General features: G+C 69.9%; 17 protein-coding genes. 3 read left to right on the top strand and 14 right to left on the bottom strand.

Annotated features, from left to right (window positions below; genetic code table 11):
• Window positions 1-20: 20 nt before the first annotated feature.
• The 10 genes from ACLJWH_RS17155 to ACLJWH_RS17200 all read right to left on the bottom strand — a co-directional run bounded on the left by ACLJWH_RS17155 (window position 21) and on the right by ACLJWH_RS17200 (window position 5,430).
• The gene (locus tag ACLJWH_RS17155; RefSeq protein ID WP_411142559.1) at window positions 21-356 is read right to left on the bottom strand and encodes a hypothetical protein; all 336 of its coding nucleotides are present in this window, start codon (window positions 354-356) and stop codon (window positions 21-23) included.
• The gene (locus tag ACLJWH_RS17160; RefSeq protein ID WP_411142560.1) at window positions 353-1,363 is read right to left on the bottom strand and encodes a DNA cytosine methyltransferase; all 1,011 of its coding nucleotides are present in this window, start codon (window positions 1,361-1,363) and stop codon (window positions 353-355) included. Before ACLJWH_RS17160 ends, ACLJWH_RS17155 begins: the two co-directional genes overlap by 4 nt.
• Window positions 1,360-2,721 carry a hypothetical protein gene (locus ACLJWH_RS17165; RefSeq protein WP_411142561.1) on the bottom strand — a complete coding sequence of 454 codons (1,362 nt, stop codon included), beginning with the start codon at window positions 2,719-2,721 and terminating at the stop codon, window positions 1,360-1,362. The genes ACLJWH_RS17160 and ACLJWH_RS17165 overlap by 4 nt, the downstream gene beginning before the upstream one ends.
• The gene (locus ACLJWH_RS17170) at window positions 2,718-2,870 is read right to left on the bottom strand and encodes a hypothetical protein (RefSeq protein WP_411142562.1); all 153 of its coding nucleotides are present in this window, start codon (window positions 2,868-2,870) and stop codon (window positions 2,718-2,720) included. The genes ACLJWH_RS17165 and ACLJWH_RS17170 overlap by 4 nt, the downstream gene beginning before the upstream one ends.
• The gene (locus ACLJWH_RS17175) at window positions 2,867-3,181 is read right to left on the bottom strand and encodes a hypothetical protein (protein ID WP_411142564.1); all 315 of its coding nucleotides are present in this window, start codon (window positions 3,179-3,181) and stop codon (window positions 2,867-2,869) included. Before ACLJWH_RS17175 ends, ACLJWH_RS17170 begins: the two co-directional genes overlap by 4 nt.
• Window positions 3,178-3,465 carry a DUF6284 family protein gene (locus tag ACLJWH_RS17180; protein ID WP_411142565.1) on the bottom strand — a complete coding sequence of 96 codons (288 nt, stop codon included), beginning with the start codon at window positions 3,463-3,465 and terminating at the stop codon, window positions 3,178-3,180. The genes ACLJWH_RS17175 and ACLJWH_RS17180 overlap by 4 nt, the downstream gene beginning before the upstream one ends.
• A gap of 88 nt (window positions 3,466-3,553) precedes the next feature.
• Window positions 3,554-4,327, bottom strand: a complete 774-nt coding sequence (locus tag ACLJWH_RS17185; protein WP_411142566.1) for a DUF4097 family beta strand repeat-containing protein — start codon at window positions 4,325-4,327, stop codon at window positions 3,554-3,556.
• Window positions 4,328-4,414: 87 nt separating this feature from the next.
• The gene (locus ACLJWH_RS17190; RefSeq protein WP_411142567.1) at window positions 4,415-4,894 is read right to left on the bottom strand and encodes a transcriptional regulator; all 480 of its coding nucleotides are present in this window, start codon (window positions 4,892-4,894) and stop codon (window positions 4,415-4,417) included.
• Window positions 4,895-4,973: 79 nt separating this feature from the next.
• The gene (locus tag ACLJWH_RS17195; RefSeq protein ID WP_411142568.1) at window positions 4,974-5,105 is read right to left on the bottom strand and encodes a hypothetical protein; all 132 of its coding nucleotides are present in this window, start codon (window positions 5,103-5,105) and stop codon (window positions 4,974-4,976) included.
• Between the two features lie 145 nt (window positions 5,106-5,250).
• Window positions 5,251-5,430, bottom strand: coding sequence for a hypothetical protein (locus ACLJWH_RS17200; protein ID WP_411142569.1), 180 nt, complete (start codon window positions 5,428-5,430; stop codon window positions 5,251-5,253).
• 864 nt (window positions 5,431-6,294) lie between these two features.
• On the opposite strand from ACLJWH_RS17200, the gene ACLJWH_RS17205 reads away from it, so the two are divergent.
• Window positions 6,295-7,302, top strand: coding sequence for an XRE family transcriptional regulator (locus ACLJWH_RS17205; protein WP_411142610.1), 1,008 nt, complete (start codon window positions 6,295-6,297; stop codon window positions 7,300-7,302).
• Here the strand turns inward: ACLJWH_RS17205 and ACLJWH_RS17210 are convergent.
• The 4 genes from ACLJWH_RS17210 to ACLJWH_RS17225 form a co-directional block, all read right to left on the bottom strand.
• Window positions 7,286-8,080, bottom strand: coding sequence for an NUDIX domain-containing protein (locus tag ACLJWH_RS17210; RefSeq protein ID WP_411142570.1), 795 nt, complete (start codon window positions 8,078-8,080; stop codon window positions 7,286-7,288). The genes ACLJWH_RS17205 and ACLJWH_RS17210 overlap by 17 nt on opposite strands.
• A 612-nt stretch (window positions 8,081-8,692) precedes the next feature.
• The gene (locus tag ACLJWH_RS17215) at window positions 8,693-10,132 is read right to left on the bottom strand and encodes a tyrosine-type recombinase/integrase (protein WP_411142572.1); all 1,440 of its coding nucleotides are present in this window, start codon (window positions 10,130-10,132) and stop codon (window positions 8,693-8,695) included.
• The gene (locus ACLJWH_RS17220; protein ID WP_411142574.1) at window positions 10,129-10,326 is read right to left on the bottom strand and encodes a helix-turn-helix transcriptional regulator; all 198 of its coding nucleotides are present in this window, start codon (window positions 10,324-10,326) and stop codon (window positions 10,129-10,131) included. The genes ACLJWH_RS17215 and ACLJWH_RS17220 overlap by 4 nt, the downstream gene beginning before the upstream one ends.
• 123 nt (window positions 10,327-10,449) lie before the next feature.
• Window positions 10,450-10,779, bottom strand: coding sequence for a helix-turn-helix domain-containing protein (locus tag ACLJWH_RS17225; RefSeq protein WP_411142576.1), 330 nt, complete (start codon window positions 10,777-10,779; stop codon window positions 10,450-10,452).
• Between the two features lie 259 nt (window positions 10,780-11,038).
• Between ACLJWH_RS17225 and ACLJWH_RS17230 the strand changes: the two genes are divergently transcribed.
• Entirely contained in the window at window positions 11,039-11,935 is an 897-nt protein-coding gene (locus ACLJWH_RS17230) for a hypothetical protein (protein WP_411142611.1), read from the top strand.
• Window positions 11,932-12,633 (top strand): ATP-binding protein, encoded by a 702-nt coding sequence (locus ACLJWH_RS17235; RefSeq protein ID WP_411142577.1) that lies wholly within the window; start codon window positions 11,932-11,934, stop codon window positions 12,631-12,633. Before ACLJWH_RS17230 ends, ACLJWH_RS17235 begins: the two co-directional genes overlap by 4 nt.
• Window positions 12,634-13,018: the final 385 nt, after the last annotated feature.

The raw sequence follows: 13,018 nt of genomic DNA on the forward strand, positions 1-13,018 counted from the left end.
TCCTTCGTTCGGATCCGTAGTTACAGGTCGAACAGCCCTTCAGGGCTGGGCGTGTTGGCGCCCCGTGTCTTGTGGGCGCGGGTGCGGGCGGTGGTGAGGCAGGTGGGGCACCAGGCCCGCAGCTCCGCGGCGGGCAGGGTGGCGGCTTGGAGGTCGCTGGTGAGCGGGTCGGGGGGCGCGGCCGTCAGGCGGACGGGGCCGCTGTTCTTGCCCACGTAGCCGTCGTGCTCGCGCGGGCACCGCCCGTCCGACTTGGCGTGCGTCTGGCCGCACGCCCCGGTGCACTGACACCGCCACTCCGCGGCCGTCATGACGGCACGGAAGAGGCTGACGGCGGTGATCGGCGTGGACCTCATGCCGCACGCCCTCGTTCCTGGGCGGTTTCAGTGGCGGCGGCCAGCAGCAGGCCGAGGGCATGGGCTGCTTGCTGGGGGACGACGCCGTTGCCGAGGGCTTTGAGCTGGGCGGTGCGGGACAGGCCGGGCACGGCGGTGACGTGGCCTTCGGGCAGGCCCATCAGCCACTCCACCAGGGCCGGGCTCAGTCGCCCCATATGGTCAGTTGGCCGGGGGGCGGGGCGGCCGGTGATCTGCGTCCACCGGTCGATCGCGGCACTGTAGGGGCCCCAATCCGGTGCGCCGCCGAGGGGAGCGTCAGATCCCCCTTGCTGCCGCGCTGATTCGGCCCGCCCTTCGTCCCGTCCGTCGCCCTGGGAGTCGGCAGCAGCGAGATGGTGTGCCGCAGGTTCATCCCGCCCTGCGCCGCGTGCCCGGCCCCCCTCGCTTCCGAGGTCGAGGGTGTGGGCAGCAGCGAGGCGACGGCCGTGGGGAGCTGTCCACTCTGCCCACCGCCGCGCCAGTCCCTGGCCGCCGGAGTCGGCAGGCCAGGCGAGGAGGAAGAGACGGTTGCGCTGGTGGGCGGCGCCGATGTCGGACGCGCGAAGAGTGCACCACTGCGCATCGAACCCGTCGGCGGCAAGGTCGGCGAGGACGGTGTCGAATCCCAGGGAAAGGTGCCCTGCGACGTTCTCAAAGACCGCGAGTGCGGGTCGTAGTGCGCGAAGGGCGGCGGCGATATGGGGCCAGATGTGCCGGGCATCTTCGGTTCCCTTCCGTTTGCCGGCGGTGCTGAACGGCTGGCAGGGGTAGCCGCCGCACACGATGTCGACCGGCTCCATGTCCTGCCAGTCGACGGCGGTGAGGTCGCCGAGGTTCGGGACCCGGGGGTGGTGGTGGGCGAGGATGCGGGACGCGCCCGGGTCGTTGTCGGCGACCCAGGCCAGCTCCCCGCCGAACACGCCTTGGGCGGCCATGTCGAGGCCGCCGTAGCCGGTGCACAGCGAACCGATCCGCGGCCCGCTCATGCCGCCGACCCCTCGTACGACGCCTGGCCGGCCTGCTCAGCCCGCTCGGCCCGCAGGGTGTCCCGCAGTTCGCGCGCCTTGGCCGGCGCGCAGCGGACCTCCCGACGGATGGCCTCAGCGGTCAGGTCCCCGATCGGCCAATCGACCGTGACCGATCGGGCCTCGGCGAGCAGCTCCTCGGGGGTCCGTCGAGGCTGGGCCGATCGGGCCACGGTCGGGACCTTGCCCGTCACCCGCCGCGGCCGGGGCGTCTCCGCCGCGGCCGTCAGTACCGGTTCGATCGGGGCCGATCGGATCGACTCGACGAGTGTGGGCGGGGTGTCGGTCCGCTTGGTCAGATCGACCTTCGACCGCACCGGGATCGGCTCCGGAACGGCCTCCAGGACGCTCGATCGGTCGGGCTGGGCGGGGGCCGATTCTTCGAGATCAGCCATAGACCGTTCCGCGCCGCTGTCGGACTCCTCGCGGGTCGTCTCCGGCGGGGGCTGGTCGGGTTGCTCGGCGCGGGCCTTATGCATGTCCTGGGCGGACTTGGCGGCGCGCTTGTGGAGCTTGGGGGTCATGCCTGGATCGGGGCAGCCGTGCACGATCGACCACGCGCGCTCGAAAGCGGCCTGCCGATCGAGGTCCCCGGCCGGTGCGGCGGAGATGAGCCGATCGGCGATTCGCACCACCGATCGGTGGTGGCGACGGCGGTGTCGGGAGTGCTCACGTCGATCGGCGTCGGCGCCCTCGATCGCCGCGCCCAGGGTCGATACCCACTGGCGGATCTCGAAGGCGACCGGGCCCAGCAGCGTGACCGCGGCCAGACCCAATCCGACCGTCCGCGCGTCCTGCGGGCTCAGCCCGGTGTGGGTGAGGGTGAGGCCGTAGCCGTAGTTGATGAAGGCGGCGAATCCAGCGGCCGCGGCGATCAGGGCTCGGAGAAGCCACCGGACCCAGCCGGGCAAGTGGCGGGCGTCGGCGTAGGCGACGCCCGCCGCCATCACCCACGCCAGCCCCTCCAACGCGAGCGGGAGGGGCAGCAGCAGCGGGCTGATACTGACGAAGTGCAGGACCTGCGCGGGCAGCGACGCGAGGCCGGAGGCGGTGACGACGGTGAGGGTGCCGCGGCGGTAGATCTCCGCCGGTGTCAGCACCTCCCGCCGCCGCTCCGCCCGCTCCCGGCGCCGCTGCTGCCGCTCTTGCCGGTCGGCCTGCCGATCGGTCCGCGCCTGCTCCCGCAGCCGACCTTTCCGATCGTCCGCCTCCCGCTGCCGGTCGGCCCGCAGGCGGTCGCTGTGCTGGGCGGTCAGGCGCTTCTCCTCGCCCTTGGCCGCCCGGTCCGCGCGCTGCTCCTCGTAGAAGGTCGCCGTCATCGCGCACCTCCCGATCCCGGGTGGTGCAGGACAACCAGCACAGTGACGCCGGTCCCGGCCGGCGGGGAGAAGGCGGCCAGCCACGCCACACCGACCAAGGCGGCCAGCAGGCGCAGGCGGCGGGCGGCGGAGCGCAGCGCGAGGGTCATGACGCACCCGCCACTTCCGCCGTGGCGGCCTCGTACGCGGCGTACACGTGGAAGTCCACCCCGTGGACGGTGGCCTCGAACTCCACCGAGGGCCGCCCGCCGAGCCAATCCACGAAGATCTCCTCGACGGGGACGCCCAGCGCCTCACGCCACGCCTCCACCTCGCGGGGGCTCTTGAGCTGCACGGTCAACTCGTTCGGGACCACCTTGCTGGAGACGAAGTAAGCGCCGGGCAGGTCGGGGTGGCTGACCGCAAGGTCGGCCAGGCACGCCAGCAGCGGCGCCTGAGCGGCCAGATTTCCCTTGCTCACGCCCCCACCTCCAACATCTCGAAAGCGGTGGGGGTGGGGGTGGGGGGCTGGTTGGCCAGGTCGCGGCGGGCGGCCAGCAGACGCCGGCGGGCCCGGCGGATGCGCTGCGCGTCCAGATCCGTGGGGACGCGGTCGAGAATCATGATCTGCGCGTCCAGCAGCTCAACCTCCGCTGTGATGACGGGCATTTCGCGCTCAATCGCGATCATCTCCGCAGCCGACGGGCCGCGGGTCTGCTCGGCCTGTGCTAGCGCGGCGAGCAGATGCAGGGAGAGAATCTTCATGGGTTGTGGTCCTCTCGAAGGGACGGCCCTCAGCGGCCCCGGTGTGTCACCACCGGGGCCGCGCCGTCTTGAAGGGGGGAAAGGGAGGTCAGCGGGTGCGGACGTTGCCGCTGCGGCTGTGGGCGTTCACCCGCAGGGCGTGGTTTCCGCCCACTCGGATGTCGCCGGAGATGGTCCGGGCGTACAGGGTGTTGGAGGCCCGGCTGCTGGCCAGGACGTCGATGTCACCGGAGGTGGTCTCCAGCTCGGCGGCCGAGCCGGCGTACATGTCCACCGTGAGATCACCGGAAACGGACCGGGCGCTGAGACGGTCGGTCACAGAGCCGACCAGCACGTCACCGGAGGTGGTGATCGCCTTCAGGCGGCGGGCGTTGACGAGGTGCAGGTTTCCGGAGACGGAGCGGAACTCCATCCCGTCCAGGCCACCGCTGATGACGGTGTCGGCGGACCGGGTGACCACGGCGAGGGAGGATCGGGCCGGCAGCAGGACGGTGGCCTCGATCGGGCTGACCGTGGTGATGGTGCCGGTTCCGCCGCCGGAGACGACGCGGCCGTTGATGATGGTGAGGCCGGTGACGGAGCCATGGACGGTGCCCATGGACTGTGTGACCCGGGTGCCGCGGATGCTCTGCATCATCACGTCGCCGGGGATCTCCGGGACCTCCACCGTGATGGCCTGACCGTCCTGGCCGCTGCGGGCCCGGGTGAGGGCGTCGGCGGCCGGACCGGACGCGTCGTCCGTCCGCAGCACGATGCGGGCGGTGGTGACGTTGTCGCGAACCTGCACCCGGATGCTGCCCATCGGCAGCGCCAGCCCCAGGACAACCGGGCCGGTGGACGGGGACGTGAACGTGCGCTCCATCGCGAATCTCCTCTTGAGGCAGGGCCGGTCTGTCCGGTCCTGCGCACCGCTGCGGCCGACGGGCGGACGCAGCAGCACGCAGGACCGTCAGACGGCCGCGATCAGGAGTGCAGCGACGAAGAGCCACAGGTGGTGCCAGCTCTGGTCAAGGGCGTAGGCGCCCGTCCCAAGGGTCGCCGCCGGCTTGCCGTCGGCGGTGACGGGGTGGGCGGGGTGAGCGGCGGTGCCCAAGCTGTAGAACTCGCTCTTGCCGGTGATCTTGGCGAGCCGCGCGAGGGTGCTGCGGCGGTCCGCCCACCAGTGTGTGAGGGCATCCACCCCCATCCCGGCCACCAGCCCCAGCACCGACAGGTGCAGCCCCAACAGCGCGGCGGCGGGCAGGAGAAGGGCGAGCTTGGTGGCGGTCAGGGTGGCGACGTGGCGGGCATCGGCCGCCCGGCCGGCCCAACCGGACTGGCCCTTGGTGGCCGACTGGGCGGACGTCTGAACCCAGTGGTCACCGACCGAGTGACCGACGTACAGGGCGACGAAGGTAGCGGCGAAGACGGCAGCAGCAGCAGTGGACATGCGAACGGAACTCCTGTCAGGAAGTGGCGAAGTGCGGGACGGCGGCCTTCAGGCGCCGTCCCGGTGTCGTCGTGCGTCGTCAGCCGCGCTTGGCGCGGGCGTTGTCCTCGCTGCGCTTGGTGGCCTCGGCCTCCTTGCGGGCCAGCTCGGCCCGCTCGGCGTCGGTCAGGCCGGCGCGTCCCGGCCGGCCGGGGCTCTCGATACGATCCATGCAGGATCGCCCTCCTCCTTCGTAGGTGAGGCGTCCAGGCCCCGGCCGGTGTTCCAGCACCGGTCGGGGCCGTTTCGTGTGCGGAGCCGCTGAAGACTCCCCTTCACCGCCCGCCGGCGAGTGCGGCGGGCGGATCAGGCAATCGTCAGCGGCGGAACAGGGAGCTGATCAGGCCGCTCACGTCGTCCGTGAGGTCCCGGACGCGGCCGGACTCCAGCTCGTCGGCCCGGTCTTCCAGCTGCCTCGCGCGCTCCTCACGTCCGTGAGCACGCGCAACATCAGCGGCCCGGCGGTTCTCCTCAGCGGCCCTGGTCAGGCGGTTCATGAATCGTCCTCTCGACGATGGGTGAAGCCCTCGCGGCTCCCCCCGCCCCGCCCGTACGGCCAAAGACCGGACGGGCGGGGAGAGGCAACCGGCCGCAGCGCCCCGGACGTATCCGGGAGCTGCGGAGGGGCGCAGGCTTCACCGCCCGCCGTTGCCACGGCGGGCGGTCCCGAGCCTGAATCGGGCGCGTCATCGTCACTGCTCTGACGCCAGCAGGGCGGCGCGTACCAGGTGGCAATCAAGGGTTGACCTCCAGTTATGAAGGGCTGATCCCCACGACCGTTCTCCAGGGCTGGCACGCGGGGCAGGACAGGTTCGCCTGCCACGAAGTGGCCACCAGCGGCCATCACCCGGGCCGTTACGGGGACAGGGACTCTCACCCCATCGATTCGCATCTCTGTTCAGTTCTCAAGCACCGGCCACTCCCCAGCGAGCGCGGTAACCCCAAATCGGGGCTCCCGTCTTCACGGGACTCGCGGGTGTGTCCTGCGCACCGCGATCCGGAGGCGACTCCTTCGTCTGGTGCGCACCAGAAGGTTGGCATCTGGTGCGCACCAGAGTCAAGGGTCTTCGCCGATTCGAGTGACGGTTGCCCGCTGCGGTGCATCTCCAGAAGACCGGTTGAGGTGGGGGAGCCGGTAGCCAACAGGGCTTAACTCCGGCTCTGTTAACCCCTGTTGACCTGCGGCGATGTGAGGCATCCTGGCTAGGTCAGTGAGTGGACCTATAGCCGGGCGGTGGCCTGTGACAGGACTTCGGAATGCGCGCTCGGCGCGCGGCTGGTCTCAGGAACGATTGGTTCGCGAGATCGAGCAGTACGCCCGACGGCACGTCACCGATGTCGCATCGACCGCGAGCCTGCGGGTGTACGTCTCTGAGTGGGAGAACAGGAAGCGAGTCCTCTCGGACCGCTACGCGGCGATCCTGCGGCAGCTCCTCGGCGTCACGGACGCGGAGTTGAGAGGCGGCCTGACAACCGCGGCGCCGCCGGTGGCCGACGGGTACGACGAACTGCTCAGCCGGATCGACTCGGCCAGCAGCGTCGGCGCGTCCATGGTGAAGACGTTCAACGACCAGACCGAACTGCTACGCACCATGGACCGGCAGTTGGGTGCGTCCGGACTTGTCGACCAGATGACCGGGCATCTCGGACGCCTCGAAGATGCGCTGAACTTCGCTGTCCTCCCGAGCGCGCGCCGGCCCGTGGCTCTTGCGCTCGCTGGGGCGTCGACCCTTGCTGCGTGGCAGGCGATTGACGTGGGGGCGGTCGAAAGGGCGTGGCGCCACTACGAAACAGCGAAGCGCGCGGCGCGCGACGCTGAGGATCCGATGTACCTTGCCCACGCGATGGGCGAGCAGGCGTACGTGCTGTGCGAGGCGGGCCGACCGGCGCTCGGTCTCGACCTGGTGCGCGATGCTCAACGCACTCTTGGTGAGGGCGGCTCACCCCGGCTCCGGGCGTGGCTGTACGCGGCAGAAGCCGAATTGTGTGCCCACGCCGGACTGCCGGACGACTGCCGACGCGCTCTCGACGCGGCTGTGGCGATCATCCCGCCGGGCCCTGAGGACCGCGACCCGGACATGCTGAGCATCTTCCTGAACGGCGGCCATCTCGCCAGGTGGCGCGGCAACATCCTTGGCCTACTGGGCGACGACGCCGCGGTTACCAGCTTGTACGGAGCGTTGGACGTGGTCGACCCGACCTTCGTCCGTGCACAGGCCGGACTCCACACCGACCTTGCGCAAGCCCACCTTGCCCGTGCCGAGTACGACGACGCGGCCACCCACTTGAGGCAGGCACGGCTGCTGGCGAGCCGCACCGGGTCGGTGCGGCAGCGCCGTCGCGTCGACCTGCTTAGCGTGCGGTTGTAGTCCCTCGCTTGCCGCGGTTCGCCAGGATGTGCAGCAGGGCGACGAGGGTGCCGGAACCCATCAACTGACCTCGCGCCATGAGCCCTGGGACGTCGGACAGGGGTACCCACTCGATATGGCCGGCTTCTTCGAGGTCTGTCGGCGGACCAACTTGCTCAGCCCCGTGTCCTACGAAGATCTCGTGGGGCGAGTCGACCATGCCGACCATGGGCTGATAGGTGACGACGTGCTCTACTGACTTCGGCCGCCACCCGGTCTCTTCCACGACTTCCCGCAGCGCCGTGTCCGCCGGGTCTTCGCCCTTGTCCACGATGCCACCCGGGAGTTCCCATCCCCACTGCTGCGGGACGAAACGGTATCGGTACATCATGAGTACTCGGTCCTGGCCGTCCAGAACCGCGGTGATCGCGACGTGCTGAAGTTTCACCACGTGATGCTCGAAGCGCTCTACGCCGGGTGGCTCCACGTCCCAGAGCTGGAGTTTGACCCATCGGTTGTCGTAGAGGTCGCGCTCACCGTGGATTCGCCAAGGCTCCAGCCCGGCCGGCGCCTCGACGCTCACGCCCCCCGTCACCCGGTACGAACTCCGGCCGTAGACCTCCAAGGCGCCCTCCGACACGAGTCGGGCCAACACTTGCCGAAGTGCGGTACGGCGGATGTCCAGCTCTTCATCCTGTTCGAGCGTCCGCTCCGAGGGGATCTTCTCGCCGGGGGCGTACTCGCCCGAGGTGATCCGAGCGCGGATCTTCTCGTAAGCCTTCGTCGTCTTCGGGCCCATCCGTGGAGCACTCTCCGTTCTCAGGTGGTGCATACCAGGGTAGTGGGAGAGGGCCATGCTGCCTCCAGTCAGGAGACCACCCGGCGTCGCGGCGGCGGCCTCACGGAATCGTGTTTCATGGGCTGCCGGAATGGCAGCCTCCGGTGAATACGCGAGAAAAGATCGTCAGCCATGCTCCGGAAGGGGGCGAAGCGGCAGGTCAGCGGCCTGTACCACCTGGTGCGGCCGTGTCTCTTCTAAGCACTTGGCCGCAGGTTCGAGTCCTGCCGGGGGCGCCAGGTCAGACCCTCCCGCTGGGAGGGTCTTTTTGCTGGCCAGGGGCGGTTTGGTGCTGGCGGTGCGCTGCCGGACGACGAGCTTTGAGGCGGCGGATTCGTCCGGCTGGAGCCGGTCCGGGGCGGGTTTCGGCGGCTGTTCTTCCCGAAAACTTCCCGAAGTTTTGGTGTGCCCGGTGGCGTGGGGCGCCCGGCTTCCGAGGACCGAGGCGGCCCACTCACGCCACCAAACCTTGGATCGGGAGCACGCCTCAGCTGCCTCCCTTGTCTCCTCGCCCGCTCGGCATACGGGCATGGGCAGAGGGGCCCTACCGTGTGGCGCTTGTCGCCGTCGCAATCAGCGGGCGCGGCCCGGCGCCCTGGGAAGAGGCGGAGAGAGCAAGCCGCCGGGGCCTGATGCCAGTGGCACGCCCGGGAGTTTCTGGGGCCCCTCGATGCGCTGCTGTAGTTCAACGATCTGCCCGGTGATGCAGCGCGCGTAGGTGGAGAGCAAGACGGGGACACTGTTGCCTGCCCATTCGGCGACCTGCGCCGGCGGGATGCCGTGGTTGAGCCAGGTCGTCAGGCACGTGTGGCGGAGGTCGTACACCCGCTTGCCGACGGGCGAGCGGTACTCGCGCTCCGTCAGGACCGCCTTGCGGGCCTTGTCCCAGGCTCGTCGGTAGACGGAGCCGGCAAGCAGGCCGCCCTTCTCGCCGGGGAAGAGAAGGGATCCCGCGGTCAGCTGGTCCTGGGTGACGAGGGTGTGGAGGATCGACGCGAGGGCGGGATGCACCGGCACGGGGCGGGTGTCCCCTGACGCCCGCCCCTTCAGATCCCGGGTTTCGTGGATCTCGCCGTCGTCCGTCCAATGCTTGCCGACCTCGGGCGCTGCGGTGTGCACCCGGAGTTCACCCCAACCGGTGGAGGGGAGGACGGCGTCCTCGACGCGGAGTGCGACCGCTTCCTCGGGTCGGAGTCCGGCGTAGTAGAGCGTCGCGAAGAACGCCGTGAGCCGGTGGCCGGTGCGTGGGCGGGCGGCGATCCAGGCGAGCAGGACAGCTACCTGTCCGGGGTTGAGGAGGGAACGCTTGTCGACAGCGCCGGAGGTTTTCGGGGCGGTGTTCTCGTCCCGTCCCTTGGGCAGCGGGTTGTCCGTCAGGACGTTCTGGCGGATGGCGTAGCGCAGGACGACGTTCAGGACGCGGCGATAGCGTTTGGCGGAGCTTGCGGCGGCGGGTGTGCCGTCGAGTCGGGTGTCGAGAGCGTGGAGTACGGCGTCGACGTGCTTGGTGTCCTCCCAGGCGCTCATCGGCAGCGAGTTGCGCCGGATCCAGGCGAGGATGGCGCGCAGCTCGGAGGGTGCCTCGTCCCGGCGGTTCTTGTTGAAGGCGTATTCGCGCAGGGCCTTGCGGACCTCGACGGGGTCGTACTGGGTCGGTTCGGCGCGCAGGAGCGCGAGCGTGGCCTTGGTCAGGGTCTTGGCTGTGCTGATGCGGTTGTTGGCCGAGATGCGCGACCACTTCATATCGACGTAGCGCAGGGCGAAGTCGTACCAGGTGACCTCGGCCGCCGGCGCCGCGTGCGATGCCGGCCTTCCGGTGTCCTGGTTGAACGGTTCTCCGTTGTTGGCAGCGACGAGGAGCACGGCGCGGAAGGAGTCGGCCGAGGCGCTGGTCTTGAACGTCTCGCCTTGCTTCCGCCCGTTCACCGACCAGCGCACGGTGTAGGTGGTGCCGCGCTTTCCCTTGTAGACCTCCGTCTTGTAGAAACGGACCTTGAAAGACCGGTTCGTCACGCGCCGCCCTCGCAGCCGGTGAGCCAGTTCTCCAGGTCACTACGGCGGATGCGCAGGCTACCGTTCGGGAGTTTTACGCACCGGGGCGCCCGGCCTTTCTGGCGCCAGTCATAGAAAGTCGACCGGGATACCTGAAGCTCGGCGCAGAGTTCGTCCACGGTCAGTTTGTCGCGCGAGCGGGTGGAGCCGTTCATCGGCGTCCCACCCCCTCGCCGTAGAGGGGGTTTCGGGAAGGTCTTATCGGTGATCGGGTCAAGAATTTCCTCGCATGGAATGAGCGGATTGCCGGCTACGGCACGACGGGCGTGCCGAGAAATTCAATGGTCCGGAGAATCGCCGGTTTTGCTAACCGGTGATCGTCGGCTATGTTCCGCCCGCTCCGTCTGGCCCCGGTCTCTGGGAGAGGTGGTGAGGAGGGTGTGCGGGGAGGTTCCGAGTGCGGTGGCGATGGCGACGAAGTCGTCGATGTCGCAGCGCCGGGCTGTGCGTTCGATGCGGGAGAGAGCGGTGACGGTCATGGGTCGGCCGAGGGCGGTGACGCGGGCGGCGAGCTGGCGCTGGGAGTAGCCGCGGGCGGTGCGGGTGCGCACGATGGCGCGGGCGACGGCCTTTCCCGCGGGGCCGATTTCAAGGGGGCGTGGTGGCATGGATGTGTTGTAGCTTGCGTTCCCCGGCGATGGGAATCCTTTCCTGTCTGCTGTGAGCGATGCACCGTCGCCTGGAGTTTGCGAGGGTGATTTCAGCAACCGGGGATCAGGGTCTACCGTTTTCCGACCGGGCCGGAAGTTGTACGGAGTTTCAGAACCAACTCTGGACTTTCGCGCCCTGGGTGTGGCTGTCTTGTCCACGCACCCCGGCCCGCCGAATTTCCCTGGCCCCGATTCGCGACGAAGGTGGTCGATCGACATCGCCCGTATCCGCACCATCAAGCCCGAGGCATTCCACTCCGAGTCCCTCGCAGCGGTGTCCCTGTCCGCCGAGCGGACGTTCTTCGGCCTGCTGACCCAGGCCGACGACCACGGCCGGTTCCGCGATCAGGCCGCCGTCATCGCCGGTCTGCTGTGGTCCCTGCGCCCCGAGCACGGACCCATGGGCGTCGAGGACGACCTCACCCAGCTCCACGCCGCCGAGCTGATCTGCCGTTACGAAGGCGCCGACGGCAAGCGGTACCTGCATATCGTCACCTTCGCCCAGCACCAGAAGGTCAACCGGCCCAGCGGGGTGCGGCACCCCGTCTGCCCGCACCACGATCACGGTGTTCCGCGTGAGCCCTCACCGCAGACGCAGCGCACACTCACGGTGCCCTCCGCACCTGCTCACGGAGGACTCAGTGAGGGCACAGTGAGTGACGAAACCGAAGGTCAGGGCCGATTCAGTGAGCCCTCAACGCCGACGCAGGGAGGCGGCACGGAGCCCGCGGTGAGTGCTCACGGTCCGGATCTAGGACCTAGGATCAGGGATCTAGGATCTACTCCGTTGGGCGGCGCGAGCGCCCCCGCGCCCCAGGCGACCGTCTCGGCGAAGGACCTCATAGGCGAGTACGCCGCCGCCTGCGCCCACCGGCCGCCTGCGAGCGTGCTCGGGCACCTCGGCAGCGAAGTCAAGAAGCTCCTCGGCGAGGGCATCGGCCCCGACCATATACGTGCCGGTCTTGCCCGTCACCGGGCCAGGGGGCTGCACCCCAGCACCCTGCCCAGCCTCGTCCACGAGATCATGAACGCCGCCCCGACCGCATCCGGCACCGCCCACCGGTCGTGGACCAATCCGACCGACGTCGCCGCCGCCTACGGGGGTGACCTGTGACCACCACCCTCACCCACGCCCCGCACCGTGTCGGCCCGCTCGCCGAGCGGCTCGGCGCCATCCTCACCGCTCGCGGCATCGACCCCGACGCAGCCACCGCGCAAGAGCCGCCGAGCGAGCCGGTCACCGCGCTGGAGCTGGCCGACGCCCGTATCCCCGCTCGGTATCGCAGCGCTCTGGCTGACCACCCGCAGGTCACCGCCTGGACCGAGGTGATAGCCGCCGCCGGACGCCCCGGCCCCAGTGGCGCACCGGGCATCGCCGAGGGCCCGTCTCTGCTGATCGCCGGTCCCACCGGCACCGGTAAGACCCACCAGGCGTACGGCGCCATCCGCACCCTCCTCGCCGCCGGAGTCCGGCTGCGCTGGGAAGCCGTCACCGCCGCCGACCTGTACGCCCGCCTGCGCCCCCGCTCCGGCCACGACGCCGAACGCGACCTCCAGGCCCTGGCACGCTGCCCCCTGCTGCTCCTGGACGACCTCGGCGCGGCCAAGACCAGCGAATGGACCGAGGAACTCACCTACCGGCTCATCAACCACCGGTACGAGCACCTGCGCCCCACCCTGATCACCACCAACCTCCCCACCGCCGACCTCCGCACCGCCCTCGGCGACCGCATCGCCTCCCGCCTCGCCGAAATGACCCAACGCGTCATCCTCACCGGCCCCGACCGCAGGCGTCACCGCACCCAAACCTGAGCGGTCCCCGGGACCGGTCCCCACCGCACAAGGCACCGGCCCCCCGACTGCTCGGTCCCGTGCGCCACCGGCACACGGGACCGAGCGGGGACGGGGGATGCACCAGGGGACCGGTCCCGCTCACCGTCCCCACCGGGGACCGTCCCCCTGACACACCGTCGGGGACCGGTCCCGCCGAGAAGCGGGGACCATCCCCGTCAAGTTGGGACCGGTCCCCCAGTCAGCTCGGGGACCGTCCCCATCGGACGCAGCGAATGCCGCGGCCGGTCCCAGCAAGGACGCAGGCCACCCCTCGCACGGTCCCCCAAGCCCGGTCCCCGAAACCAGGAGCCGGAGACACAAACCGAGGATGGGGACCATCGCGGCACCGCCACTTCCCGTTCTA

The organism is Streptomyces sp. x-80, assembly GCF_046549095.1.
GTDB classification, from domain to species: Bacteria; Actinomycetota; Actinomycetes; order Streptomycetales; family Streptomycetaceae; genus Streptomyces; species Streptomyces celluloflavus.